This is a genomic window from Campylobacter sp. BCW_6871 (assembly GCF_001762325.1).
Lineage (GTDB): Bacteria > Campylobacterota > Campylobacteria > Campylobacterales > Campylobacteraceae > Campylobacter_D > Campylobacter_D jejuni.
In genome coordinates, this window is record NZ_MJWQ01000018.1 from 1 (window position 1) to 25,589 (window position 25,589).

25 protein-coding genes are annotated in these 25,589 nt (G+C 30.2%); 5 read left to right on the forward strand and 20 right to left on the reverse strand.

What is annotated here, in order from left to right; translation table 11 throughout:
• Positions 1 to 123 precede the first annotated feature (123 nt).
• The 3 genes from AJ930_RS01230 to secA are packed head-to-tail and all read right to left on the reverse strand — an operon-like array spanning position 124 to position 4,722.
• The gene (locus tag AJ930_RS01230; protein WP_002861691.1) at positions 124 to 909 is read right to left on the reverse strand and encodes an amino acid ABC transporter permease; all 786 of its coding nucleotides are present in this window, start codon (positions 907 to 909) and stop codon (positions 124 to 126) included.
• A gap of 22 nt (positions 910 to 931) precedes the next feature.
• Entirely contained in the window at positions 932 to 2,137 is a 1,206-nt protein-coding gene (locus AJ930_RS01235) for an ABC transporter permease (protein ID WP_044779482.1), read from the reverse strand.
• The gene (gene secA, locus AJ930_RS01240) at positions 2,134 to 4,722 is read right to left on the reverse strand and encodes a preprotein translocase subunit SecA (RefSeq protein WP_070274721.1); all 2,589 of its coding nucleotides are present in this window, start codon (positions 4,720 to 4,722) and stop codon (positions 2,134 to 2,136) included. The genes AJ930_RS01235 and secA overlap by 4 nt, the downstream gene beginning before the upstream one ends.
• A gap of 100 nt (positions 4,723 to 4,822) precedes the next feature.
• Here secA and lolA point away from each other — a divergent pair, with 100 nt between their 5' ends.
• A complete protein-coding gene (gene lolA / locus AJ930_RS01245) occupies positions 4,823 to 5,332 on the forward strand; it encodes a LolA-like outer membrane lipoprotein chaperone (RefSeq protein WP_002871477.1) in 510 nt (169 codons plus the stop codon).
• Here the strand turns inward: lolA and AJ930_RS01250 are convergent.
• Entirely contained in the window at positions 5,329 to 6,063 is a 735-nt protein-coding gene (locus AJ930_RS01250; protein ID WP_044779484.1) for a hypothetical protein, read from the reverse strand. The genes lolA and AJ930_RS01250 overlap by 4 nt on opposite strands.
• Before the next feature lie 9 nt (positions 6,064 to 6,072).
• Positions 6,073 to 7,416, reverse strand: coding sequence for an ATP-dependent DNA helicase Pif1 (gene pif1 / locus AJ930_RS01255; protein ID WP_044794402.1), 1,344 nt, complete (start codon positions 7,414 to 7,416; stop codon positions 6,073 to 6,075).
• 48 nt (positions 7,417 to 7,464) lie between these two features.
• On the opposite strand from pif1, the gene AJ930_RS01260 reads away from it, so the two are divergent.
• The gene (locus AJ930_RS01260; protein ID WP_044779486.1) at positions 7,465 to 8,811 is read left to right on the forward strand and encodes an SH3 domain-containing C40 family peptidase; all 1,347 of its coding nucleotides are present in this window, start codon (positions 7,465 to 7,467) and stop codon (positions 8,809 to 8,811) included.
• An 11-nt stretch (positions 8,812 to 8,822) separates the two neighbouring features.
• Here the strand turns inward: AJ930_RS01260 and AJ930_RS01265 are convergent, their stop codons facing one another.
• From AJ930_RS01265 to rpmH, 14 genes are all read right to left on the reverse strand, one after another.
• Positions 8,823 to 9,695 (reverse strand): N-carbamoylputrescine amidohydrolase, encoded by an 873-nt coding sequence (locus AJ930_RS01265; RefSeq protein WP_044779487.1) that lies wholly within the window; start codon positions 9,693 to 9,695, stop codon positions 8,823 to 8,825.
• Positions 9,692 to 10,579 (reverse strand): cation diffusion facilitator family transporter, encoded by an 888-nt coding sequence (locus AJ930_RS01270; protein WP_044779488.1) that lies wholly within the window; start codon positions 10,577 to 10,579, stop codon positions 9,692 to 9,694. The genes AJ930_RS01265 and AJ930_RS01270 overlap by 4 nt, the downstream gene beginning before the upstream one ends.
• Positions 10,576 to 11,553, reverse strand: a complete 978-nt coding sequence (locus AJ930_RS01275; RefSeq protein WP_044779489.1) for an agmatine deiminase family protein — start codon at positions 11,551 to 11,553, stop codon at positions 10,576 to 10,578. The genes AJ930_RS01270 and AJ930_RS01275 overlap by 4 nt, the downstream gene beginning before the upstream one ends.
• A 98-nt stretch (positions 11,554 to 11,651) precedes the next feature.
• Positions 11,652 to 12,086, reverse strand: coding sequence for an META domain-containing protein (locus AJ930_RS01280; protein WP_044779490.1), 435 nt, complete (start codon positions 12,084 to 12,086; stop codon positions 11,652 to 11,654).
• 9 nt (positions 12,087 to 12,095) lie between these two features.
• The gene (locus AJ930_RS01285) at positions 12,096 to 13,688 is read right to left on the reverse strand and encodes a methyl-accepting chemotaxis protein (protein WP_070274722.1); all 1,593 of its coding nucleotides are present in this window, start codon (positions 13,686 to 13,688) and stop codon (positions 12,096 to 12,098) included.
• 98 nt (positions 13,689 to 13,786) lie between these two features.
• Complete coding sequence (purH, locus tag AJ930_RS01290; RefSeq protein WP_044779492.1) at positions 13,787 to 15,319, reverse strand: bifunctional phosphoribosylaminoimidazolecarboxamide formyltransferase/IMP cyclohydrolase; 1,533 nt, start codon at positions 15,317 to 15,319, stop codon at positions 13,787 to 13,789.
• A gap of 2 nt (positions 15,320 to 15,321) precedes the next feature.
• A complete protein-coding gene (locus AJ930_RS01295) occupies positions 15,322 to 16,092 on the reverse strand; it encodes a DnaJ domain-containing protein (RefSeq protein WP_044779493.1) in 771 nt (256 codons plus the stop codon).
• Positions 16,089 to 18,275: a phosphoribosylformylglycinamidine synthase subunit PurL gene (gene purL, locus AJ930_RS01300; RefSeq protein ID WP_070274723.1), complete on the reverse strand. Its 2,187-nt coding sequence runs from the start codon at positions 18,273 to 18,275 to the stop codon at positions 16,089 to 16,091. Before purL ends, AJ930_RS01295 begins: the two co-directional genes overlap by 4 nt.
• Positions 18,276 to 18,285: 10 nt before the next feature.
• Complete coding sequence (mnmE, locus tag AJ930_RS01305) at positions 18,286 to 19,614, reverse strand: tRNA uridine-5-carboxymethylaminomethyl(34) synthesis GTPase MnmE (protein ID WP_070274724.1); 1,329 nt, start codon at positions 19,612 to 19,614, stop codon at positions 18,286 to 18,288.
• Entirely contained in the window at positions 19,607 to 20,425 is an 819-nt protein-coding gene (locus tag AJ930_RS01310) for a Jag N-terminal domain-containing protein (protein ID WP_070274725.1), read from the reverse strand. The genes mnmE and AJ930_RS01310 overlap by 8 nt, the downstream gene beginning before the upstream one ends.
• 3 nt (positions 20,426 to 20,428) lie before the next feature.
• On the reverse strand, positions 20,429 to 22,015 hold the full coding sequence (gene yidC / locus AJ930_RS01315) for a membrane protein insertase YidC (RefSeq protein WP_002861707.1): 1,587 nt from the start codon (positions 22,013 to 22,015) through the stop codon (positions 20,429 to 20,431).
• Positions 22,012 to 22,353: a membrane protein insertion efficiency factor YidD gene (gene yidD / locus AJ930_RS01320; RefSeq protein WP_002861708.1), complete on the reverse strand. Its 342-nt coding sequence runs from the start codon at positions 22,351 to 22,353 to the stop codon at positions 22,012 to 22,014. The genes yidC and yidD overlap by 4 nt, the downstream gene beginning before the upstream one ends.
• Positions 22,350 to 22,676: a ribonuclease P protein component gene (gene rnpA / locus AJ930_RS01325; protein ID WP_002853349.1), complete on the reverse strand. Its 327-nt coding sequence runs from the start codon at positions 22,674 to 22,676 to the stop codon at positions 22,350 to 22,352. The genes yidD and rnpA overlap by 4 nt, the downstream gene beginning before the upstream one ends.
• Positions 22,673 to 22,807, reverse strand: coding sequence for a 50S ribosomal protein L34 (gene rpmH / locus AJ930_RS01330; protein ID WP_002776864.1), 135 nt, complete (start codon positions 22,805 to 22,807; stop codon positions 22,673 to 22,675). The genes rnpA and rpmH overlap by 4 nt, the downstream gene beginning before the upstream one ends.
• 130 nt (positions 22,808 to 22,937) lie before the next feature.
• On the opposite strand from rpmH, the gene AJ930_RS01335 reads away from it, so the two are divergent.
• Genes AJ930_RS01335 through AJ930_RS01345 form a run of 3 tightly spaced genes read left to right on the forward strand, consistent with a single transcriptional unit; the run spans position 22,938 to position 25,209 of the window.
• Positions 22,938 to 23,417: a GNAT family N-acetyltransferase gene (locus AJ930_RS01335; RefSeq protein ID WP_070274726.1), complete on the forward strand. Its 480-nt coding sequence runs from the start codon at positions 22,938 to 22,940 to the stop codon at positions 23,415 to 23,417.
• Positions 23,414 to 24,022, forward strand: a complete 609-nt coding sequence (locus AJ930_RS10230) for a uracil-DNA glycosylase family protein (protein ID WP_002881669.1) — start codon at positions 23,414 to 23,416, stop codon at positions 24,020 to 24,022. Before AJ930_RS01335 ends, AJ930_RS10230 begins: the two co-directional genes overlap by 4 nt.
• Positions 24,019 to 25,209: a hypothetical protein gene (locus tag AJ930_RS01345; protein WP_070274727.1), complete on the forward strand. Its 1,191-nt coding sequence runs from the start codon at positions 24,019 to 24,021 to the stop codon at positions 25,207 to 25,209. Before AJ930_RS10230 ends, AJ930_RS01345 begins: the two co-directional genes overlap by 4 nt.
• Here AJ930_RS01345 and AJ930_RS01350 read toward each other — a convergent pair.
• Positions 25,201 to 25,575, reverse strand: a complete 375-nt coding sequence (locus tag AJ930_RS01350) for a YbgC/FadM family acyl-CoA thioesterase (RefSeq protein ID WP_002871461.1) — start codon at positions 25,573 to 25,575, stop codon at positions 25,201 to 25,203. The two genes, AJ930_RS01345 and AJ930_RS01350, sit on opposite strands and share 9 nt — an antisense overlap.
• Between the last annotated feature and the right edge of the window lie 14 nt (positions 25,576 to 25,589).

Sequence of the window (25,589 nt, forward strand, 5' to 3'; positions counted from 1 at the left end):
GGATTCGAACCAACGGCCCCCTCCTTAAAAGGGAGATGCTCTACCGGCTGAGCTAACGAGACATTTTCTGAAATAAAAATGTGATTATGCCAAAATTAGCTCTATTTGTCAAGCTTTTTTAAATCATTTTTGGCATTTTCTCTCCAAATAACGAGAAAATATATTTATAGGTAAAGTCAAAACAAGATATGTAATAGCCAAAATTACATAAGCTTCAAGAGTAGCAAAAGTATAAGAATTTATCTCTTGTGCACTTTGGGTTAATTCATTTACAGCAATAACGCTTAATAATGAACTATCTTTAATTAAATTTGCAAATTGTCCACTCAGAGGTGCTAAAATATTTTTTAAAGCTTGGGGAAAAATTACATACGCAAAAACCTGCATCTCTTTTAACCCTAAAGCCCTAGCGCTCTCAAGCTGAGATATAGAAATACTTAAAATTCCAGCTCTAAATATTTCAGCTAAGTAAGCAGCAGAAAAACATGATAAAATAATAACTCCAGCCACATATCGATTATCAAGTCCTAAATTATTTGCAACGATATAATATATCAATAATACCTGCACTAGTAAAGGGGTTCCTCTGATAAGCTCTATGTAAAATATAGATAAAAATCTTAAAAAAACAATTGAACTTAAAGAAAAAGCACAAAAAACTCCACCCAAAATTATACTCAGTAATAAAGAAAAAAAACTGATTATTAAAGTATTTAAAAAACCTTGAAGAAATTTTTCTTTATAGGTCGCAATTGCACTAAAATCAAAATGATAAGCACTTATACTAAAACTACAATAACAAAACAATATTAAAAATAAAATCAAAAGAATTAAATTAGTGATTATTTTTGACTTTGATAGAGGTTTTAAAGGTTTAAAATTCTTATTTTTTTGGATAAACAAAGACAATAAAAATCTCCAAAATTACAATTTATTCATTTCTTAAAGTATCTAAAATATTAATTTGAGTTGCTTTTTTTGCAGGATAAAAAGATGATAAAGCTATGATTATTAAAGCACCCGCAATGGTTAAAGAAAAATCCATTAAAGACAAATCAAGTGGTAATTTACTAGTTCCATAAACATCAGCAGGTAAAGTTACAATATCAAAATTTCCTAAAAGCCATAAAGCAAAAAATGCAAGCACCACACCCACTATCATACCGCCGCCACCAATAAGCATGCCTAAGGCAAAAAAACTCTTTTTTACCTCATTTTTGCTTGCACCTAGAGCAAGTAAAAGTGCTATTTCACTGCGACGATTCATTACTATCATCAATAAAGAACTTACTATATTTAAACTTGCAACCAAAATAATAAGCATCAACACTATAAAAAGCGCTCTTTTTTCAAGTTCTAAGGCTGAAAAGAAATTTTTATTTTGTTCCCACCAACCTACCACAGCATAATCATCTTTTAAATAAGATTTAATTTTTTCAACATCTTTAAAAGCATTATCACTATATACATGAACTCCATCATAATTTGGATTTTTAGGCATTCCAAGTACTTTCTTCAATGCATCAACATCTGTGTACATATAAGCTTTATCATAAAATGCAAGCCCTGAAGTAAAACGCGCTTTAACATCAAAACGTTTAGTTTGCGGTACTAAAGAAAATCCACTAGGATTAAGATTTGAAAAAATAAGTGCAAGTTTGTCATTTTTATGCAAACCAAATTCATCAATAAGTGCTGATCCTACAAGTATATCAAAACCACTTAAATTCTCATCCTTTAAAGCTTTAGCAACCACTTCGTTTATTTTTTTTTCATCATTAAAATTAACGCCAAAAAGCACACCACCTTCAAAACGATTATCTCCCTTTACAACAACTTGAGTGCTTATATAAGGGCTAAATAACAAATTTGGAAATGTTTTTCTTAACTCATCTATAAATTCATCATTTACAGGAGCGTAAAATTTAGGCAAAATAGTAATAGGATAATTCATCACAAAAAAGCGTTTTTCAAATTCTTTATCAAAACCATTCATAATTGCCATAGCTACAAGCAAAACACAAAGTCCTACACAAACTCCTAAAAAGGCCAAAAGCATAGAAAGATTGATAAAGGGTTGTTCTTTATCAAATCTTAAATATTTAAAAAGTAAATATTTTAAAACGCTTTTATTCAAGCTAAAATTCCTTGCTTAGGACCACTTTTTCCATGGCATTCTTTAAATTTTTTTCCACTTCCGCAAGGACAAGGAGCATTGCGTGGAACTTTTTTAAACTCAACTTCGCCAAGATTATCTTCGCTTGCGCCCATTTCTACTGAGCTTTGAAGTAGCTTTTCATTTTCTTCATTGGCTTTATTTTCTAAATTTTGTACCTCTTCTTGATTAAATTGCACACTAAAAAGTAGTTTAATACTATCAAATTTAATACGATTAACTAGCTCCAAGAAAAGATTATAACTTTCTTTCTTATATTCCACAAGAGGATCTTTTTGATTGTATCCGCGAAGTCCTATTCCTGTTTTTAAAATATCCATTTGATACAAATGCTCTCTCCAAGCATTATCCAAAACTTGCAAATATAAAATACGCTCTATATTACGCAATTCTTTAATCTCAAGTCTTGACATCTTTTCGTTATAAGAATTGTCAAGAATTTGACTTAGCTTATCTTGCATTTCAATGACGCTTAAATTTTCAAAATCTTTTTCACTAATCTGAGTTGAACACTCATATAAAATTTTTGCTTTCAAATTTTCAAAATTTACATTAGAACCGCTTTCATCAAGCATATAATCATTCATTACATTTGCGCTATATTCAGCGATATTTTGAGAAATTTTAGCTCTAATATCATAGTTTTCATCTAAAAGCTCATTACGATAACGATAAATAGTTTTTCTTTGTTCATTTGCTACATCATCGTATTCCAACAAATGCTTTCTGCTTTCAAAATGTAAGCTTTCTACTTTTTTTTGCGCATTTTCAACCGCTCTTGTAACGATTCTTGACTCTATGCTTTCGCCCTCTTCTATACCTAAGCGATCCATAATGCTTTTAATACGATCCCCGCCAAAAATTCTTAAAAGATTATCTTCTAAACTTAGATAAAAACGACTTATTCCAGGATCGCCCTGCCTTCCTGCACGACCACGAAGTTGATTATCAATACGGCGGCTTTCATGTCTTTCTGTACCTATGATATAAAGCCCACCCAAAGCCCTAATCTCATCATCGATTTTTATATCCACACCACGACCTGCCATATTTGTAGCGATAGTTACGGCACCTTTTTTACCTGCATCTTGGATAATCAAAGCTTCTTGCTCGTGATTTTTAGCATTTAAAACATGATGAGGGATTTTCTCTTTTACAAGCATATTGTGAAAAACTTCACTGCGCTCTATACTTGCGGTTCCTACGAGCACAGGCTGACCTTTAGCATTGGCTTTTTTAATCTCTTCAATTACGGCTTTAAATTTTTCATTTTGAGTTTTATAGATAAGATCATCTTTATCTTGTCTTTTAATAGGAATATTTGTCGGTATAGAAATAACATCTAAACTATAAATTTGAGAAAATTCAGTCGCTTCTGTTTGTGCAGTTCCTGTCATACCTGCAAGTTTATTGTACATTCTAAAATAATTTTGAAAAGTAATATCTGCTAGTGTTTGGCTTTCTTCTTGAATTTTTACATTTTCTTTGGCTTCTAAAGCTTGATGCAATCCTTCGCTAAAACGACGTCCTTCACTTAAACGCCCTGTAAATTCATCAACGATGATAACTTCATTATTTCTTAAAACATAATGCACATCTTTTTCAAAAAGATTATGTGCCTTTAAAGCTTGATCAAGCTGATGTGCTAAGATAGCATTATCAAGACTGTATAAATTTTCTACACCAAAAAGTTTTTCAGCCTTAGCAATACCTGCTTCGGTAATCAAAACACTACGATTTTTCTCATCTACCACAAAATCACCCTCAGGTTTTGCAGGAGGTAAAACTGCTTCGCCTTTTTGCATTTGCTTAGCTACTTCATTGGCTTTAATATAACCATCTAAAGTGCGATTTGTAGGGCCGCTGATGATAAGCGGAGTTCTTGCCTCATCAATTAAAATACTATCTACTTCATCTACAATAACAAAATTATGCTCTCTTTGAACTTTTTCAACTTTTGAAAATTTCATATTATCACGCAAATAATCAAAACCAAACTCATTATTGGTTCCATAAGTAATATCACAATCATAAGCTTTTTTATGCTCTAAATCACTATTTTGAGAAGAAAGAATCACGCCTACGCTAAAACCTAAAAAATTATAAATCGCACTCATTTGCTCAGCATCTCTTTTAGCTAGATAATCATTCACTGTAACGACATGTACGCCTTTGCCACTCATGGCATTTAAAACTACAGGCAAGGTCGCTACAAGGGTTTTACCTTCTCCTGTTTTCATTTCTGCGATTTTTCCATCGTGCAAAACCATACCACCGATTAACTGCACATCAAAATGACGCATATTTAAAGTTCTCTTACCTGTCTCTCTGACTATAGCAAAAACATCATTTAAGATATCATTTTCGTTTTTTTCTCCACTTAAAATTTGCTCTTTAAATTTTGCAAATTCGGCTTTTAATTCATCATCGCTTAAATTTTGATATTTGCCTTCTAAAGCATTGATTTGTGCTACACGCTTGAAGTATTTTTTAACTTCACGATCATTTTTTGTTCCAAAAACGGCTTTTAAGGTATTTAAAAACATTTTTAAACCTTTATAAATTTTTCAAACTATCATTATAACGATTATTTAATTAAAATTAGCTAGAATGATATAAAAAATATAATTTTTTTAAGGAAAATAAATGAAAAAAACATTCTTGATATTTTTTATTTTTATAGGACAACTTTTTGCCCTTGATCTTAATTTTAATACCTTTTCAAGCGATTTTATCCAAATAGTAAAATCCAAAAACTCTACACTTTCTTATTCTGGACATTTTATACTGAGTAAAGATCAAGCATATTGGAGTTATGATACTCCTAGTAAAAAAGAGATTTATATTAACAAAAATCAAGTAACCATAATAGAGCACGATCTAGAGCAAGTCATTTTCTCTCATCTTGATAACATTCCAAATCTTAATGAAATTTTCAAAAAAGCAAGTCTTATAGATAAAGATAAACTTGTAGCAAAATATGATAATATAAATTATACAATTAAACTCAATCAAGAGCAAATTCAAAGCATATCCTATAAAGATGAATTTGAAAATGATGTTATAATCAATCTAAACAATCAAATTAAAAATCCAAAAATTAATTCCGATGTTTTTAAGGCAAAAATTCCGCAAAATTATGATATAGTTCGCTAATTTTGCGTTGTATTTTCATCAAGCTTTATATCATAACCTGTTTGTGGTAAATGATAAGGCTTGCTTGCGTTATTTTCTTTGAATATTTGTGGAGGATTGGCGATTAAATCTCTTTTAATTTTTTCTTCTATATCTGGAGTCATTTTAGGTGTATTTAAATTATCTATATTGATTTCTCCATTGTCATTTTTATTTTCTTCATCTGAATCTTTGAAAAGCTGTTCAACTTGTTTGACTTCTAAATTTGGAACACTAGGAGTTGAGATCTTTTCAACACTAGGAACTTGAGTTTTAGGAGCTTCTAAGTTTTCAAGTGCTTTTTTTACCTCGCTACCCATACCCTTCTCTTTAGCCTCAGTGCTTTCTAAAAAGCGTTTAAACTCCTCTAAATCAAATTTTTCCACTCCGCTTAAAGATATGATATATATATCATCTAATTTAATCTTATATTTCTTATCTAAAAATTTTTCTAAAGTCTTTTTAAAATTATTTTTTCCAATTTCTGTAAAAATATCTTCGTAAAAAAACCCTGAAATTACTGTATTTACAGCATCAATTAACTTATTTTCATTTTCTTTTAAATTATTCCCATCAAATTCCAAAGAAATTTCAACTTTTTTAAGAACATTTGTCCCACTTTTAGAATACAAATCTGTTCTTATGTTCTCTATTTCAAGATTTTGAGCATTTAAACTCAAAACCAAAAAAACACTTAAAAATATTTTTTTCATTTAATGCCTTTAAATGATTTGTTCTTGCATTTCAAGATCTAAAAAATTATGTTTTTTATAAAAATCAATCACATTAGAATCTATTTTTAAAATATTAGCAAAATAAAATCCAAAATTTATCTTTTTTGTAGAATAAATTTTTAAAGTATTTGGGTTTGTAGCGCGAGAAAGAGCGACATAAAGCTGTCCATTTTCAAAAATATGATCAATATCACACACTAATTTTTCAATACTCATGCCTTGTGATTTGTGTATAGTAATAGCATAAGCTAACTTAATAGGAAACTGTGTAACACTTGCAAGAATATTAACAACAAAATCTTTACCTGATTGCTCAAGTTCTTCCATGAAAAAAGTATAAGGTTCAAGTAAAATTTTCATCCCATTACTTTTAATAATGCTAATATAAATTTTCTCCTCTTCATAAAGAATATCTTCTATAATGCCTTGCTCTCCATTATAATAATTCTTATCCCAATTATTTACACAAAAAATAATACGAGCGCCTATTTTAATATTTAATTCTTCCAATATATTTAAGCTTCTAATCCAAGAATCAAGTTCTTCATCTTTTATTCTCTTATCTTCTTTTTTAACCTGAGCCTTAAAGCATGCAAGCGGAGTCTCAAGTTTGCTTAATTTTTCTTGATTGATATTGTTTACTTTTTTATTGATACCACAAAGTAAAGTATAATCATCTTCTAAATTTTCTAATTCTTTATAATCAATTCGCAAAGATTCAATAAAGCTTAAAATTTTTTCATCTAAAAAACCTTGTCTAATCAAAGATAAATGGTTATAAAATTCCATATTTTGCGTTCTTTTAGGTTGAGAAAGTTTAACATTCTTAAAATTTAAATCTTGCCAAAAAAATGAAGAAAAAGCATAATAAGAATGGTTAAATAAAGTTTCCTTTTTTTCTTTAACTACGGGAGGCAGTTGAAAAAAATCTCCAACAACTAAAATTTTTCCATTAAATTGAGAATTTTTAAGTCTAAAACCTATCATTTCAAAAACACTTGCACTAACCATGGAAATTTCATCGATAATAATAAGCTCAATCGTTTTTAAAAGTTCTTTAAGTTTTGTTAATTTTTCTTTTTGTTTTTGATTGCGATCCAATGCACTTAATTTCATCATATCATCACAATACCCTAAACAAAAAAAGCTGTGTAAAGTAACACCGCCTATATTAAACGCCGATAGAGCACTAGAACCAAGAGCTATGGCTAATTTTTTTTGTTTTCTATAAGATTTGATAAGCTCATTTGTCAAAAAGCTTTTACCAACTCCAGCACCACCACTTAAAAAAACATTATCATAAGCTAAAATTTTTTCTAGTTTATCAAGCATTATATTTCCTTGGCTTTAATTATAACTATTTTTTCTAAAAGGTTGATTATGAAATCTTGTTTATATTTTACTTTTATAGTGCTATTTTTAACAGCTTGTTCAACAAAAAATTTAACTTCACTTCATCGTGAAAATTTAGAACAAAAAAATGAAAATCAATATTATGCAAAACTTGAATACGAACAAAATGTAAGCATTTTGCCACAATTTGCTTACGATATTAATTTTGATGCAAAACGATATAAAAAATATTTCTTTAACCCTTGGCATGATTCATTTAAAAATTACAAAGGACAAAATATTTTTTGGTCCTTTCCTTTATATTTAAATTCAAAAAATACTTATTATTTTTTCAATAAACAAATTATTCCACTTTCATGGTTTAAAAATACTATAAATAACGCAAATATCCAAGAATTTGGCAAACTTAATCAAAAAGCTTTGATTATCCAAAATACAATCATTAAAAATCTTCCAACCCAAAGAGCTATCTTAAAAAATCCTTTTTTTGAAAATGAAGGAATTCCTTTCGACTATGCAAGTGATGGCATTTTAAATGCTGGAACTCCTGTCTTAATTTCACATTTCAGCAAAGATAAGCGTTATGCTTTTGTTTTAGGTGAAGCTGGGTTTGGATTTATTGAAAGTAAAAATTTGGAATTTTTCTCAAATGATAGAGCGAAAATCTATGAAAATCTTAACTTTATCACACCACTAAAAGAAAAATTTCCTATCTATAGCGAAGATGGTAAATTTTTCTTTGAAAGTAGAATTGGCGCTATCTATCCTTACTACAAAGAAGATAAAAACTATTTTTATGGAAAAATAGGCTCTAAAAAATATAAAATTTCTAAAAAAGATGTATCTAAATTTCCTTTACAATTCAATGATAAAAATTTAAAAAATCAACTTTCACAAGTTTTAAATTTACCTTATGGCTGGGGCGGTTATAATTTTGAAAGAGATTGTTCTTTACTAACTCGTGATATCTTTTCAGCTTTTGGACTTTATCTACCAAGAAATTCAGCTGCACAAAAAAATTCTTTTAATCATTTTGATATAAGCACTCTTAGCAATTCTCAAAAAAAAGATTTTTTAAACCGCTTTGGGAAGGCTTATCTTAGCTTACTTTATTTACCTGGACATATTATGCTTTATGCAGGACAAATTACAGATAATAATATTGCTATACATAATATATGGGGCTTAAGAAAAGATACAACCCAAAGACTTCTCATAAGTTCTAGTGTCATCACTTCTTTAGAAATAGGAAAAAATGAAATTTTAGAAGATAATTTGCTTTTATCAAGACTTAAAGAAATAAGTTTTATAAATTTAAACAAACAAGAAAAAGAGCAAATAAAAAGCTATCTTGAAAATATACAAAACAAATAAGATTTATCGATTTAATCAACAAATCTTTTAGTTAAATCTGCAAAATATTCTATGCGTCTATCTCGCAAAAAAGGCCACCAACGACGCACATTTTCACTTCTTTTTTTATCTATTTCTATGATTTTTACACATTCGTTTTGAGAATCTAAAAGACAAAGCTCTTCACCTTGAGGGCCCAAAACAAAAGAATTTCCCCAAAATCTAATACCCTCTTCTACCCCGCTTACATCTTTTTCAAAACCTACTCTATTGATAGCTACTACATATAAACCATTAGCTATAGCATGTCCTTTTTGTACGCCAAGCCAAGCATTGAGCTGTCTTTGTTTTTCTTCATCTTTATCCTTATCAAACCAACCAATTGCCGTAGGATAAATAAGAATCTCAGCTCCTTTTAAAGCCATAATTCTTGCTGCTTCAGGATACCACTGATCCCAACAAATAAGCACTCCAAGCTTACCTAAACTTGTATTTATAGGTTCAAAACCCAAATCTCCAGGAGTAAAATAAAATTTTTCATAAAAACAAGGATCATCAGGTATGTGCATTTTGCGATATTTGCCTGCTATAGAACCATCTTTTTCAAAAACCACTGCAGTATTATGATAAAGTCCAGCACTTCGTTTTTCAAACAATGAAGTAATAAGCACTATTTGATTTTTTTTAGCTATATTTGCCCAAAATTTCACATCTTTTTCATAATCATTAGCATAGTCAAAAAAATCCACATTTTCACTTTGACAAAAATACTCACTTTGATGAAGTTCTCCTAAACAAATAAGCTCAGCTCCTTGTTTAGAGGCTTCTTCTATAAATTCGCAAGTTTTTTTTATAGTTTGTTCTTTGTTTGAGTGAAATTTTTGTTGTATTAAAGCGATTTTCATTGTCTTTGCCTTTCTTGTTCTGCATCATCATAAGGATCTAAATGAATTTGTATATCCCATTTTTCATTTTCAAACATCTTACGCACACCTTCTTCTATTTCATCTGAAATTTTATGCGCATTTAAAAGCGAAATTATAGGGCAAAAAACCAAATGCACGCTTAAATAATTACAACTTGGAGTTTTACGCGTCTTTAATTCATGATAGGAAATTATTCCAGGATTATTAGAAATCAAAGTACAAATCTTATCCACTTGTTCCTTGGGCAAAGCCTCATCCATTAAAAAAGCCAAAGCTTTTTTAATGATTTTAAAAGCAGAAAATGCCGTATAAAGACTGATCACTATCCCAAAAATAGCATCAATAATATGTAAATTTGTAAAATAAATCAAAACCAAAGCTCCCAAAGTGCAAACATTGGTTAGACAATCTGTTTTGTAATGCAAAGCATCACTTTCTATAATCAAACTTTTGGTTTTTTTAGCTGCATAATTTAAAAAAAGCACAAGAAAAAAAGTCATAATTAAAGCAAAAATCATCACATAGATACTTGAATTTAAATCTTTAATTTCTTCTTTATAATAAATCTTTAAAATACTCTCATAAAAAATAAAAATCCCCACGCCAACTATAAAAACACCTTCTAACAAACCCATTAAAGCTTCAATTTTAGAAAAACCAAAATTATAATTTTCATTCGCCTTTTGTGAGCTTTTTTTAAGAGCTAAAAAATTAAAAGCAGAAATAGCAAAATCCATCAAAGAATCAATCGCGCTTGAAAGCACTGCAACAGAACCACTTGTTAAGCCTACTATAAATTTAACCAGGGCTAAAACAATAGCACATAAACTTGCTACAAGAGTTGCTTTTTTTTGCAAACTCATCTTAAACCTTTGAAACGATTTTGACAAGAACAATGCAAAGAACCGTTTTGTCGTAAAAACACTCTTGCATCTACTCCTATAATTTTATGATTGGGTAAAGCTTTAGAAAGTCTTTTAGCTATGATTTCATCATTTTTATCCTTATAAAAAGGCACAATTAAAGCATTATTTACAAAAACAAAATTCGCATAAGTCGCCCCCAATCTTCTTCCTTTATAGTATAAAGGCTTAGGTATAGGAAGTTCTACTAAATCAAAGCCTGTTTTTTTAAGCTCTTCTTTCATTTTTTGCAAAGGCAAATAATGCTCATCCTCTTCATCTTCACAAACACAATGTGCTATGGTATTTTTATCTATAAATCTTGCTAAGGTATCGATATGATGATCTGTATCATCACCTTTTATGAAACCATTTTCTAACCAAATAATTTGCTTTAAACCAAAAAATTCTTTTAATTTTGTATCAATTTGAGTTTTGTTTAGATGAGAATTTCTATTTTCATTTAAAAGACAATGAGAGCTTGTAAGCATCACACCCTCTCCATTAAAGTCAATGCTTCCTCCTTCTAAAACAAAATCCACCTTTTTAAGCCCCTCTTTAAATTTTTCTTTAAAAAGCTTAGAATTTACAGCATTATCAAGCTCACTTTGAAATTTATTTCCCCAAGCATTAAAAGTAAAATCAAGAGCCTTTAAACGACTATTTTCTACTATATCTATAGCTCCAAAATCACGTATCCAAGTATCATTTGTATCACATTTAAAAAACTCTACATTTTTTATATCTTTAAAATTTTCAAAATCACTCTGTTTAGGAGCTATAAGTAAAACTTTTTGAAATTCACTTACCGCTTTTACAAATTCTTTATAACTTTGCAAAATTTCCTCTAAATATGGACTCCAATCGCTTTTTTCATGAGGTAAAGAAAGTATGAGGTATTCTTGCTCGCTCCATTCAGGAATTGATTTTATCATTTAACTACCTTTTTTGATAATAAAATTATAATTGTATCATTTTTTGGAATTTTGTCAAATTTAAGAAGATTGCCTCGATATTTCGAGGCTTTAGTGTATTATTTAAAAAAGATTTTCATTTCATCATTACTTAAAACAAGTTTTCCATTTTCATTTGAAATTTTAAAAGTTCCTTTGAAATTTGAAAGGAAAGAATTTTCAAAATCCATTACATCCATTGGGTGACAAAGCATTTGAGTTGAAGCTACGCGATCACCTTCGATTTGCAAAGTATCTGCCTTAGTTTGGTAAGAACCAAAAAAACGATTACATCCTGAATAACCATAAAATTTATTATTTTCAAAACTAATATTTGGACTTTCCTCTGCGTTTTTTGGATCAAAAGTTTTACCATTAACTATAATTTTTTCTATTTTGAAAAGCTGGTTTTGCACAAGTTCATTATTACCTTTAGAAGTAGATGAAGTAATAGAAGTACTAGCACAACCTGCAAAAAAAGTTGCAGCTAAAGCAATTTGAAGCGTTTTTTTCATTTTATTCCTTTAAATTTGAAATTGGTTAAGTTCACTTTCGAGATTATGACACACTATTTTTAACTCATCTGCAACTTGAAGCAGAATTTTAGAAATTTCTTCATTCTTTTCACTTACTTCGACATTTTTTTGCATACGAGAAAGTAAATTTTGTATATTCTCTTGGGAAATTTTTATTTTTTCAGTACATTGAGTTACCAAAGCCCTAGCATCTTCGTTGCATAATTTAACCTCATTAGCATCATCAACCAATAAAGTGGTGTCATCATTTAAAGCTTGTATACTTTGAGCATTTTTCTTTAATTCTGCGCTAACCTCATTAATACTTTGCAAAAGCTCTTTTGTAATTTGAGCTATATTTCCTAAAAAATCTTCACTGTTCTGAGCCAATTGCCTAACATCCTCAGCAATTACAGAAAAACCTCGTCCAAATGCACCAGCCCTAGCTGCTTCTATGCCAGCATTTAGAGATAGTAAATTTGTTTTATCTGCGATCTCATCCATCATTTGAGTTGCTTTTTGTATATTACCTGCTTGATTAACCATATTTTCAACTTTTTTAGCCAATTCATTTTCATTTTGAGATACTGTTGATACTTTATTAGCAACATTAAACAAAGATTTAAGCATTTGCTCTAATAATAAAAAGGATTTTTCATTGGCACTATTTGCCTTATTTGACAAACTAGCAAGTTCTCCAAGTTCATTGCCAACATTTGCACCAAGCTTAAAACTTTGATCTATTTGTTTATGACTTTGTGAACTAATTTCACTTAAAGAAATAGCATTTGAATTTAAAAGATTGCTTTGTTTTTCTACATTTTTTGAATTATGACTTGCACCGCTAACTGCCTTGTGAGTTTTTTCGATAAATTGATTGATATATCTACAAGCTAAAGCAATTTCATCTTGACCTTTAACTGAAATACGAGCTTTTAAATTACCACTTCCTTGAGCTAATTCTTTAGCATGATTTAAAAGCTCTAAAACAGGCTTTCCAACAACAACTTTAAGCATTAAGAGAACCACACAAAGGGTAAAAATCAAAGCAATAGTAAATATTATAATATAAGATTGACTGGTTTTACTTATATCTTTTTGAACACCTTCTAAAGAATGCGATATATCCATAACCCCTATCACACTCCCTATATTAGCATTTGCATGACAAGCAACACAACTTTCATCTGCAATCAAAGGGCGTATCAATCTTAAATGCACAACACCATTTACATTTTCTTCTAAAGCTTGAATTTTAGGATTTGAAAATTGTTCTATAATACGCTTATCATTTGAAATTTGAGGGGCTTTCATCTCAAAAAGATCTATAGTATCTTTTGAAGGATAAATTTTAATATCACTAATACCCTCTATACTTTTTGCATCTTCAATAGCTTCTTTAATTTTTTCAGGATCTCCTAAATTCATAGCCATTCTCATTGTTTGAAAAACAGAAGTACTTACGGTATCTAAATTTGCCCTGCTCATTTTATTGGCAGTATTTTTAAAATCCAAATTTAAAATCACTTGCATAACAATAAAACTTATAAGCAACACCACAAAAATTGCAGCAGAAACCTTAAATCCTATAGTTTTAAACATCACAATTTCCTAAAAATAAAATTTTTCAGAAATATTTTACACATAATTTATTTAATTTTTATTGAATTATGTGTAAAAAACATAACATTCCATTAAACTTAATGTAAGAAATGTCTTACGCCTGTGAAATAAAGCGCCATACCATACTCATTGGCTGCTTTTACCACTTCATCATCTCTTATACTTCCGCCTGGTTCTACTATAGCTTTAACCCCTACTTTACTTGCTTCATCCATGCTATCTCTAAAAGGAAAAAAGGCTTCACTTGCTAAAACGCAACCTTGCAAATCAAGCCCCATTTCTTTAGCTTTAGTGATCGCTGCCTTTGCTGCATCGATTCTACTTGTCATACCCATACCTATAGCCACCATAGCACCATTTTTTACATAAACAACATTGTTTGATTTGGTAAATGCTGCTATTTTCATAGCGATTTCAAGATCTTTTAATTCTTCCTTGCTTGCCTCTCTTTGACTCATAAGCTTTGCATTTTTAAGCTCATCTTCGCCCACTTCATCGCTGTTTTGATATACAAAACCCCCATCAATATGTTTAAAATCATATTTATCAAAACTACGGATTAAAAACGGACTTTCTTGAGTGAAAATTTTAATGCGTTTTTTACCTTCAAACACAGCTAAAGCTTTTTCATCTACATTGGCTGCTATAATTACTTCTACATAAATTTCATTGATTTTATTTGCTAAAGCCTCATCAAGAGTTCCATTGATTGCAACCACTCCTCCATAAGCACTGACGCTATCGCATTTTAAAGCATGTATATAGCTTTGTACCAAATTTTCTTTTATAGCAAAACCACAAGGATTTCCATGTTTTACTATAGCAATAGCTGGAGCTTTATCAAAACTACTAGCTAAATTTAAAGCTGCATTAATATCGGTTAGATTATTAAAACTTGCTTCGCCTTTAAGGGCTTTGAAATTTGCACTAAAAAAGGCATCAAACTCGTATAAAGCCCCTTTTTGATGTGGATTTTCTCCATATTTTGTATCAAATACTTTTTGTCCTACTATAAATTTACTCGCTCCAAAACCTCCGTTAAAGCGTTCATTCATATAATTTGCAATATAAGCATCATAATTTGCCGTATGCTCGTAAGCTTTTATCATCAATTTCAAACGAAAATTCTCATCATTTTGACCTTTTTTTAAAGTCTCAATCACTTTTTCATAATCAAGCGGATCACAAAGCACCATCACATCTTTATAGTTCTTTGCCGCACTTCTTATCATCGCAGGCCCACCTATGTCGATATTTTCTATAATTTCATCAAAATCATCACTCATAATAGTGGTTTTTTTAAAAGGATATAAATTTACACAAACTAGATCAATGCCTAAAATTTCATTTTCTTTTGCTTGTTTGATATGATTTTCATCGCTTCTTTTATGCAAAATCCCACCATGAATCTTAGGGTGTAAAGTCTTCACACGCCCTTCAAAAAGCTCAGGACTTTTTGTAAAATCACTCACTTCTATAACTTTTATTCCATTTTCTTTTAAAAGCTTAAAAGTCCCGCCTGTTGAAAGAATCTCAAAGCCTAAATTTCCAAGCTCTTTGCCAAATTCTACTATGCCTTCTTTATCACTCACACTAAGTAATGCTCTCATTTTTACCTTTCTAAATGTTTTTTAACTTTTTCGTAAGCTTCATTGATTTTTTGAAATTTCTCTATACCGATCTTAAGTTCTTCTTCGCTGACATTGTTTGCGTTTAAAATGTCAGGATGATATTTTTTTGCTAAATTGCGGTATTGTTTTTTTACTGCATTTAAATCCGCATTATTTGGAAGTTCTAAAATAGCAAAAGCTTCATCAAGACTTAATTCTTTTTTAGCACTTTTTAAATTTGAAAGACTTGCTATAAAAGCGTCTAGTTCGCTTTTTGCTATATCAAAGGCTTTAGCGATTTGCTCTAAAATTTCACGCTTTTTAGCATTAAAATCTGCATCGATTAAAGCCATAAAAACAAGCACACGCAAGACATTAAAACGCTCATTTTTAGGTAAAGGTACTTCTTTTAAAAAATCTTTTGCCACATAAAAAGCATCGCTTAAATTTTCTTTATGTTCATTAAAACTTGCTTTTAAAAAAGCTCTTTCTTTTTCATCTTTAGCATTTGCATCTAAAAGATCTTTGATCATTTCAGCTTCATTTTCACTTACTCTGCCATCGCTTTTTGCAATTTTTGCCAAAAGTGCGATAACATAGTAATTCATACGCCTTTTAAACTCATCCATTCTTTCTTCCATAACTCCACGAGCAAAACCCTTAGCAAAGCCTTTGGCTCCTCTTGTGGCTGAGTTTAAAAAATCCTGTTTTCCCCAAGTTTTATAATACCAGTAAAACACCAAAACAACGAGTATAATTAAAACTAAAGTCATTGGATTTGCTCTTTAAAACTTTCAAAATAAAACTTATCAAGTTCAGCCTTGCTTAACTCAATGCTATCAAGTTTAAAATATTTTTGGCTTGTACTCACACCTAATTTATAAGCTTTTACTCCAAATTCTTTGGCTAAATTTAAAAAAGCTTCTTCATTTTCTTTGCTAAGCCCTACTATAGCACGACTTGCACTCTCATCAAAAATCATTTTTTCATCATCAAAACCACTTGTTAAATTTGCACCCACACTAGAAATAGCAAACATTTTTGCCAAAGTCATAGCAATACCCCCTATTCCTACGCTATTGGCACACTCAAGTAAAGAATTTTGATTGGCTTTATAAAGCAAATTCCAAAGTGCAAGTTCAGCTTTATAATCAAGCTCTTTAAGGCTTCCTGATACTTTTTTATCTTGGATTTTCATTACCATAGATCCACCAAATTCTCCTAAACTTTTACCCAAAAGATAAACGCTTAAATTTTCTTTTTCAAAACTAGCTTTTAAGGTTTTATTTGCATCTTCTAAAACCCCTACGCTTACTATAGTAGGACTTGGATAAATACTTACACCATTGGTTTCATTATAAAGCGAAACATTGCCGCTTACTACTGGGGTATTTAACTCTTTACAAGCTTCTTTAATACCTTCGCAACCTTGTGCGAATTGCCACATCACTTCAGGATTTTGCGGATTTCCATAATTTAAACAATCGCTTATTGCCAAAGGCTTAGCTCCTGTGCAAGCAACCTTTCTTCCTGCAGAAGCTACTGCTAAAGCTGCTCCTATTTTAGGATTTACATAATTTAAGCGTGAGTTACATTCTACAGCCATAGCCACACTTACACCATTTTCTTTGATACGAATAACACTAGCACCTAATCTTCCATCAGCTTTTATGGTATTGGTTTGCACGCTTGAATCAAATTGATCATAAATAAAAGCTTTATTATTAATATTTTCATTTTGAAGCATTTGTATAAAAAGCTCTTGAATACTTGATTTTAGCTCAAATTTATAGTCTTTAATTTCACTTAAATATTTTGGCTCACTTATAGGACGACTTAAAATCGGCGCTTTTTCACTTAAAGGCTCGATAGGAATAAGCCCTACAAGCTCATCATGCCAAAAAAGCTCCATTTTTCCTGTATTGGTAACTTCACCCATAACCACAGCATCTAAATCCCATTTTTTGAAAATTTCTATAACCTTATCTTCATAGCCTTTTTTTGCACAAATAAGCATTCTTTCTTGAGACTCGCTAAGCATTAACTCATAAGGAGTCATACCGCTTTCACGCATAGGAGTTTTATCTAGGTAAAGTTTCATGCCACTGCCACTTCTTCCTGCCATTTCAAAAGAACTTGAAGTAAGCCCTGCAGCACCCATATCTTGAATACCCACAATATAATCGGTTTTAAAAAGCTCTAAACAAGCCTCCATAAGAAGTTTTTCACTGAAAGGATCGCCAATTTGCACTGTAGGACGCAAAGATTTGCTTTCTTCATTGAAACTATCACTTGCCATAACCGCTCCACCAAGTCCATCACGCCCTGTTTTTGAACCCACATAAATCACAGGATTTCCTACACCTTCAGCCTTAGCATAAAAGATATCTTCACTTTTGCAAACCCCTAAAGCAAAGGCATTAACTAAGATATTTCCATTAAAACACTCATCAAAAGCACATTCTCCACCTATAGTTGGCACACCCATGCAATTTCCATAATGAGAAATTCCATTTACTACACCTTTAACAAGGTATTTTTGATGTTTACCGCATTTTTCATCATAAATATCGCCAAATTTTAAAGAATTTAGCCCCGCAACCACTCTTGCGCCCATAGTAAAAACATCACGTAAAATTCCCCCTACTCCTGTAGCCGCACCCGCAAAAGGTTCTATAAAGCTAGGATGATTGTGACTTTCTACTTTAAAAACTGCTGCCATACCTTGCCCGATATCAATAACCCCTGCGTTTTCTCCTGGGCCTTGAATCACCCAAGGTGCTTTAGTTGGAAAACCATTAAGATATTTTTTGCTGGATTTATAAGAGCAATGCTCACTCCACATCGCAGAAATAACCCCAAGTTCTAACAGATTTGGTTCTCGTCCTAAAATTTCTAAAATTTGTGCATATTCTTCATCGCTGATTTTATGTGCTTTTATGGTTCCTTTATCCATTTTTATCCTTTCATTTTCCTAAACAAAAATTACCAAACATTTCGTCTAAAATTTCATCTCTTTGAAAATCTTTGGTAAATCTTGCAAGTTCATTAATAGCTAAATTAAGTTCAAAAGCAAAAAGTTCTAAAGAACTTTCCTCTAAAAGTCCTTTAGCTCTAAAAATCGCTTCGCTTGAAATTTTACAAGCATTAATAAGATCTAAAGAACTTACCATAATACCTTCGCTATCAAAAGAATTAAGATAATTTTGCAATTCTTCTTTTAACAAAGTGATGTCTTTTTGAGCACTAAGCTTGATAAAATTTTTATTTTGAGTATTTTTGAAAACATTTTCTAAATCACTTTTATTTAAAATCCAAAAGATTTTTTTATCAGTATTTGCTAATAAGTCAAAAATTTTCTCATCTTCTTTATCTTGCACTCTTGAAGCATCAAAGACTGCCAAAATAATATCTGCATCTTCTAAACTTTTTTTACTTAAAGCTACGCCGATTTGTTCTATAGCATCTTTACTTTCCCTAATACCCGCTGTATCTATAATGCGTAATAAATGCGTTCCTAGTTTAAAGCTCTCTTCTATAGTATCACGAGTAGTTCCCGCTATATCTGAAACAATAGCTCTTTCATAAGAAAGCAAGGCATTTAAAAGCGAGGATTTGCCTACATTTGGCTTACCTACAATAGCGATTTTAAAACCTTCTATAAGTCCTTTTTTGCTTTGAGAAAGTGTATAAACTTCTTTTAAAATTTTAGAATTTTCTTCACACATAGTAGAAATTTGTTCTAATAAATCAGAAGGTAAATCATCATCAGCATAATCAATGCTAGTTTCTACAAAAGCTAAAGTTTTAACCAAATCTGTACGAATTTTTTCTAAAAGTTCTCCTAGATTTCCTTGCATGTTGCGTGCTATAATTTTAGCTGCAAGCGCAGATTTTGAAAGTATGAGATCTTGTATATTTAAGGCTTTTAAAGGAGTCATTTTGCCATTTAAACACGCTCTTTTGCTAAATTCTCCCGCTAAAGCAAGTCTTGCCCCTAAACTCACAAGTTCTTCGAGTAAAACTTCACTCACACTAAATCCTCCATGAGTTTGAAACTCTACTATATCTTCACCTGTAAAACTATAAGGAGCTTTAAAATATATCATTATAGCTTCATCGATGATTTCATTGTTTTGATTAAAAAGTTTTGTAAAAGTAGCATGGCGGGGGGTGAGTTTGGTTTTGTGGCTAAGCTTTAAGGCAAATTCTAAAGCTCTTTCACCGCTTAATCTTACAATAGAAATCGAACCCACGCCATGAGCTGTGGCAATAGCCGCTATAGTATCACTCATCTTTTTTGAAAAAGTCGTTTATTACAACAAATCTTTGATCATTATTTTGCTTAATTCCTACATACTTATCTGGAAATGCAGCTCTTAACTGCTCTAAAGCGATTTTTATCAAAACCCCATCTAAAGGTTTGGTTTGTCCGCGTCCATGAATTTTAATTTTTTCAATCACGCTTTGTAAATAAAGCTGCATACCTTGAATTTGATTTTCTAAAAATTGAGCGATCTCAAGGCGCACTAAAAGATTATATTTTAAATTGATCCAATTATGCAAAAGATAAGAAATAGCCTTGTAACGATGTGCTTCTTTGCCTATCATCAAAGCAGCATCTTCCCCATCCAATCGAATCAAAACACAATCTTCATCATACATTCTAAGTTCACTAAGCTCTATTTTAAACTGGGAGCTTTCTAAAAGTTTTACAAGCTGAATACGAATCTCATCTAAAATATCCTGAGTATTACGCACTCCTTTGCTTTCTCGATGAAAACTATCAAAAATTTCATCACTTTTTACTGTGTATTTTTCTTTTTGACTTTTATTTTTTTCATTTTTTATTTCAATCTTGTTTTCTTGTTTTGGCTCATGTGTTTCTGGTTTGTGATTTTTTGAACTTGTAAATTCTTTTTTAGGATTTTTTTTCAAAATCCTTTTTTTTGCTTTAGCCTCTATAATTGCCTTTTTTCTTCCAAATCCAAAAAAACCTTTTCTTGGATGCTGAATAATCTCATATTCTAAGTCCATCACAGAACATTCTAAACTTCTTGAAGCTTCTGTTAAGGCACTTTGAAGATCAATGGCTTCGATTTTCATTTTTCATGCTCCACTTGTTTTTTTGTGATGTTCTTTAGCAAATATTTTATTGATAACCCATTGTTGAACCAAAGAACAAAGATTATTTGCAAACCAATAAAGCGTAAGTCCTGCTGGGAAAGTGATAAAGAAAAAAGTAAAAATCACTGGTAAAAATTTCATAATCTTAGCTTGCATAGGATCTTGTATAGTCATAGGTGTGATAAGTTGTTGTAAAAACATCGTTGCACCCATTAAAATAGGCAAAATAAAATAAGGATCCATTACCGATAAATCATGTATCCAAAACGCCCAAGGAGCTGCTTTTAGCTCAATAGCATTAAGCAAAACGCGATAAATAGCAAAGAAAATAGGAATTTGTAAAAGTATAGGCAAACAACCACTCATAGGATTTGCACCATGTTTTTTATAAAGCTCCATCATGTGCATATTCATTTTTTGTGGATCGCCTTTATAACGCTCTCTAATATCTTTCATTTTAGGAGCAAGATCTTTAAGTTTATTCATAGAAATCATAGATTTATAAGTTAGTGGGAATAAAATAATACGCACAATTAAAGTCATCACAACGATAGCCCAACCCCAATTTCCTATATACTGATGTAAGAAATTCAAAAACTCAAACATAGGCTTAGCAATAAAAGTAAACCAACCATATTCAACAACTGCTTCAAGGCGTGGATCTATACTTCTTAAAATCACATGTTCTTTAGAACCTATATAACCCCCTGCTTTAAATTCATTATCACTATAAGCAAAAACTATAGGGTTTTTATTAGCATCCTTGCTGATTGCCACATTTAAAGGTTTATCAAAATTATAAAAGAAAGTTGCATAGTATCTATCAAAAGCCGAAGTCATTACGACATTATTAGCACTTTCATCCTTCTCTACATCTCCATCTTTATAAGTTTCAATGGTTTCTTTATTATCCATTACCAAAGCACCATGAACTGTATAACTATCTACGGCAATATTTGGACGATATCCTGGACTTATAAAATAATTTGCATTTTTGCTGAGTTTAACTTCTATCTCATAATTTCCTTTTGGATAAAAAGTAATATCTTTTTCGATTTTCAATCCGGAAAGATTTTGAGTGAGTTTTAAAACTTGACTTCCATTTTCATCAACAAAAAGATTGCTAGAGTTAGCAATATAAGGAAATTTAAAAGCCTCTGAGTTAATACTTGGATCACTAAAACGCATTTCTAAAGGATAAGGACTATTTTCCTTGCTAACAAGATTTATAAATTCCCCTTTCTCATTTTGGTATTTTTTATCTTTTAAATAAAAAGCAGAAATTCTACCAAAAGAGTCAATTTGTGCTTCAAAATGTTTGCTTTGAACCTTAGATATCACACTATCTTGCGAAACTAAAGCCGCACTTGGAGTATTTGTGGTGGTATTTTGTATATTAGGAGTGTTATTTATGCTTGTGTTTTGTTGATTTTGTTGTGTAATGTTTTGTTCTATTTTTAAAGGTTGCTTTGGAATGAAAAAATAATCATAAACAACAAAAAATAAAAAAGAAATCACAACAGCCAAAAGTATACGCTTTTGCTGAAAAATATTATTTGAATTATTCACTGATTTGTCCTTTTAAAGATGATTTTTATAAGATAAAAACTTTTATTTTTATAAGGTATGTATAAAAAACAAAGTTGTTTTTTTGCTAAAAATATAGGCTTAAAACATAAATTCATAGGATAAAAATTTTTAGAAACTCTAGGATAATCAAATCCCCCTTTAAAAAAAGGGTTACATCTTAAAATTCTAAAAAAAGTAGAAAAAAAAGCTAGAAAAAAATTCTTTTTTTGAAACTGCCAAAGTGCATACTCAGAACAATTAGGATAATACCTACAAGCAGCGGGTTTTAAAGGGCTTAAGAATTTCTGATAAAAACGGAGTATTTTTAGGCATATCATTTGAAACATTCTAGTTTTTTCAATCCCCATTTTAGATTTTTTTCTAACCTAGAAAAAGAAAGTTCAGTGATTTCATTTTTAGCTACAAAAATATATTTGCCATCTTGAAGATATCTTTCAAACTTAGCAAACAAAGCCCTTAAAATTCGTTTTGAACGATTTCTAACCACTGCTTTTCCAACTTTTTTACTAGCAACAACTGCTATTTTTTTTTCATAACTATTCAGATAAAAAATGATCACACCTTCGCAATGCCATTTTTTACCTACTTTATATACAGATGAAAATTCCTCGTTTGTGCTAAATTTATCAAAATTTTTCACACAGCAAGTCTTTTTCTACCTTTAGCGCGTCTTGCATTGATCACCTTGCGACCATTTTTAGTTTTCATACGAACACGGAAACCATGAGTGCGTTTTCTTGGAGTGCCATGCGGCTGATAAGTTCTTTTCATTTGATTTTTCCTTAAAAAATTATAAAATAAACTTGTATTTTATCTTAATCTTACTTATAAATTGCTTTTGATTAAGAGTAATTTTTAAATTCTTTTGATAAATTTTGAAATTATTTTTAAAAGGTTAAAAATGTCAAAATTTAAAATTATTGATTTAAGACAAGAAGATTTAGATATTTTACAAGAAATGATCATAGAATTTGCAAAATACGAAGATATGTTAGATTTTCTTCAATGCACGAAAGAAAAACTAAAACATTCTTTACTAAAAAATAAATTTGCTCGTGCTTTTTTGTTAAAAGAAAATGAAAAAACTATAGGCTATATGATTTATTTTTATACTTTTTCATCTTTTTGGGGTAGCGGTGGAATTTATCTTGAAGATATTTATATACGAGAAGATTTTCGTAAAAAAGGTTATGGAAAAGCTGTTTTTAAATTTTTAGGAGAAATTTGCAAAAAAGAAAATTTAAAAAGACTCGACTGGGTTTGCTTAAATGATAATATTTTAGGTATTAATTTTTATGAAAGTTTAAACGCTAAACATCTTAAACAATGGAGAAATTATCGTCTAAGTGGAGAAAATTTAGAAAAATTGTGTGATTTATGATAAGAAGTCTTTATTATTTAAAAGCTATGGGATTTAACTTTGTTGATACACATACAAACCACTTTGAACAAGTACAAAATTTTCAAGAATTAAAACAACTTGTTTCATCTTGCACCTTATGCCAATTTTCCAAAACAAGAAAATTTAGTCTTATGGAGCCTAAGATAAAAAATGCCAAATTGCTAATTCTTGATGTTTTTGGGCAAAAAAGTGAAAATGAAAGCGGAATTTTACTTAATTCAAAAAAAGGTAAAAAATTAAAACACTATATTTATCAAATTTTAGGGCTTTGCGATGAAGATTTTTATTTTTCTTATTTATTTAAATGTTTTTGTAATGGAAAATTTGATGATTTTTCGCTACAATCTTGCTTACCATTTTTCTGGAACGAACTAAAACTGATTCAACCTGCTTTTTTGCTTTGTCTAGGAGAATACACATTTAAAAGCTTGGGATTTAAAGATTATCACATTTTAAAAGGTGAAGTTTTTGCTTATAAAAATTTTTTCATAATGCCAAGTTATGATTTAGATTTTATAGAAAAAAATCCAAGTTATGAAAAAAATTTCATACAAGATTTAAAAAAAATTAAAGGATTTTTATGAAAAAAATATTTTTAATATTTTTCTTATCTTGCTTTTTGCTTAATGCAAAAGAGCAAAAATTAGTCAATGTAAAACCTGTTGAAAATTTTTATCCTAAATTAAGCGTTCAAGAATGCAACACAAATTGTCTTTTTGATCTTTTAGAATCAAGATTGTATCTCAGTTTTTTAAGTGAATTTGCAGACCAAAACGATCAATTTTTATCTAATGTTTATGCAAAATTATTAAATTCCATTACTGATTTTGAAAAAAATGTTCAAAAAATTACTTCTGTTAAACTTGCGATAATTATCCCAGAAAAAACCATAAAAAGCTACTCAAATACTATAATAAATTCAAGCATAGCCTATCTTTTAAGACAAAGAGCTGAAATCAAAGTAAAAGTTTTTTTAACTGGCACAGAAGATAGTGATAAAATTCGAGCCGCGCTTGATGCAGTACAAGCTCAAGGATATCAGTATGCCATAGCTGGATTTACTCTAAAAGGTGCCAATGAGTTGAAAAATTACTCAGGAAATATGAAAATTTTTATACCGACCATCCATAAAAACAACATACAATTTTCAAATCAAAATATTATTTTTGGAAGTATTGACTATGATGCTCAAATTGCCACACTTTTAAGCAAATCAAATGCTAATATCGCAATATTTAGCGATGGCTCTGCCTTATCAAGCAATCTAAATTCAAGAATTCTTGCTCAAAATAATAATGCTAGAATATATACCATAGAAGGCGAGAAGCTTGATTTTAGCAGACTTTTAAGATCACAAGGCGGAGTTAATAATGCCTCAATATTTTTTAACACTCCATTGATCAAAACAGCTCTAGCAAGTTCTCAACTAAGAATTTATAACATTCATCCTTATGTGCTTTTATCCACTCAAATCAACTATAATCCAACATTTTTAAGTTTAACACAACAAGGAGATAGAGAAAATTTCATCATTGCTAATTCTATCAATAACCACGATGATAACCTAGTCTATCTTAATGAAATTTTTAATCAAAGTATAGATTATAACTGGATTGCTTATGCCACTAGTATAGGAGTTGATTACTTTTATACCGAATTCTTAAATAAAAAAAGTGAAAGTTTATTTGATGAGAAAATCAAAAATTCTCAAGTTGATTACAAAGTGCGTCTTATGCAAGGCAAACAAGCAAGCTTTGAAGAATTAAAATAATTCTTCAAAGAGCTTTTTTAACTGCATATCCATTCTAGCTGGTTTTTCGTTTTTAATAAAAGCTAAAGTTAATTCCATTTTAAAAAGCAAAATTTCATCTTTATAAATTTCTTGTGAAATTTCCACAGAAGCATTTTTGACTTCTAAAATTTTTGTTTTAATCTCTATTATATCTCCAAGTTTTGCAGGTTTTAAGAAATTGCAATTTGCTTTTGCAAGCAAAAAATGTCCCTTAGACGCATCAAAAATATCTACTTTTTTATTGAAAAAAATTTCACTTCTTGCTCTCTCACAAAATTTTAAATAATTACTATGATACACCACTCCACCCGCATCAGTATCTTCATAATACACACGCATTTTCATCGCTTTACCTTAAA

Excerpts from the sequence above, each read along its gene's own strand:
- secA (WP_070274721.1), bottom strand. The coding sequence starts at position 4,722 with ATGTTTTTAAATACCTTAAAAGCCGTTTTTGGAACAAAAAATGATCGT.
- lolA (WP_002871477.1), top strand. The coding sequence starts at position 4,823 with ATGAAAAAAACATTCTTGATATTTTTTATTTTTATAGGACAACTTTTT.
- AJ930_RS01250 (WP_044779484.1), bottom strand. The coding sequence starts at position 6,063 with ATGAAAAAAATATTTTTAAGTGTTTTTTTGGTTTTGAGTTTAAATGCT.
- pif1 (WP_044794402.1), bottom strand. The coding sequence starts at position 7,416 with ATGCTTGATAAACTAGAAAAAATTTTAGCTTATGATAATGTTTTTTTA.
- AJ930_RS01260 (WP_044779486.1), top strand. The coding sequence starts at position 7,465 with ATGAAATCTTGTTTATATTTTACTTTTATAGTGCTATTTTTAACAGCT.
- AJ930_RS01265 (WP_044779487.1), bottom strand. The coding sequence starts at position 9,695 with ATGAAAATCGCTTTAATACAACAAAAATTTCACTCAAACAAAGAACAA.
- AJ930_RS01270 (WP_044779488.1), bottom strand. The coding sequence starts at position 10,579 with ATGAGTTTGCAAAAAAAAGCAACTCTTGTAGCAAGTTTATGTGCTATT.
- AJ930_RS01275 (WP_044779489.1), bottom strand. The coding sequence starts at position 11,553 with ATGATAAAATCAATTCCTGAATGGAGCGAGCAAGAATACCTCATACTT.
- AJ930_RS01280 (WP_044779490.1), bottom strand. The coding sequence starts at position 12,086 with ATGAAAAAAACGCTTCAAATTGCTTTAGCTGCAACTTTTTTTGCAGGT.
- AJ930_RS01285 (WP_070274722.1), bottom strand. The coding sequence starts at position 13,688 with ATGTTTAAAACTATAGGATTTAAGGTTTCTGCTGCAATTTTTGTGGTG.
- purH (WP_044779492.1), bottom strand. The coding sequence starts at position 15,319 with ATGAGAGCATTACTTAGTGTGAGTGATAAAGAAGGCATAGTAGAATTT.
- AJ930_RS01295 (WP_044779493.1), bottom strand. The coding sequence starts at position 16,092 with ATGACTTTAGTTTTAATTATACTCGTTGTTTTGGTGTTTTACTGGTAT.
- purL (WP_070274723.1), bottom strand. The coding sequence starts at position 18,275 with ATGGATAAAGGAACCATAAAAGCACATAAAATCAGCGATGAAGAATAT.
- mnmE (WP_070274724.1), bottom strand. The coding sequence starts at position 19,614 with ATGAGTGATACTATAGCGGCTATTGCCACAGCTCATGGCGTGGGTTCG.
- AJ930_RS01310 (WP_070274725.1), bottom strand. The coding sequence starts at position 20,425 with ATGAAAATCGAAGCCATTGATCTTCAAAGTGCCTTAACAGAAGCTTCA.
- yidD (WP_002861708.1), bottom strand. The coding sequence starts at position 22,353 with ATGATATGCCTAAAAATACTCCGTTTTTATCAGAAATTCTTAAGCCCT.
- rpmH (WP_002776864.1), bottom strand. The coding sequence starts at position 22,807 with ATGAAAAGAACTTATCAGCCGCATGGCACTCCAAGAAAACGCACTCAT.
- AJ930_RS01335 (WP_070274726.1), top strand. The coding sequence starts at position 22,938 with ATGTCAAAATTTAAAATTATTGATTTAAGACAAGAAGATTTAGATATT.
- AJ930_RS10230 (WP_002881669.1), top strand. The coding sequence starts at position 23,414 with ATGATAAGAAGTCTTTATTATTTAAAAGCTATGGGATTTAACTTTGTT.
- AJ930_RS01345 (WP_070274727.1), top strand. The coding sequence starts at position 24,019 with ATGAAAAAAATATTTTTAATATTTTTCTTATCTTGCTTTTTGCTTAAT.
- AJ930_RS01350 (WP_002871461.1), bottom strand. The coding sequence starts at position 25,575 with ATGAAAATGCGTGTGTATTATGAAGATACTGATGCGGGTGGAGTGGTG.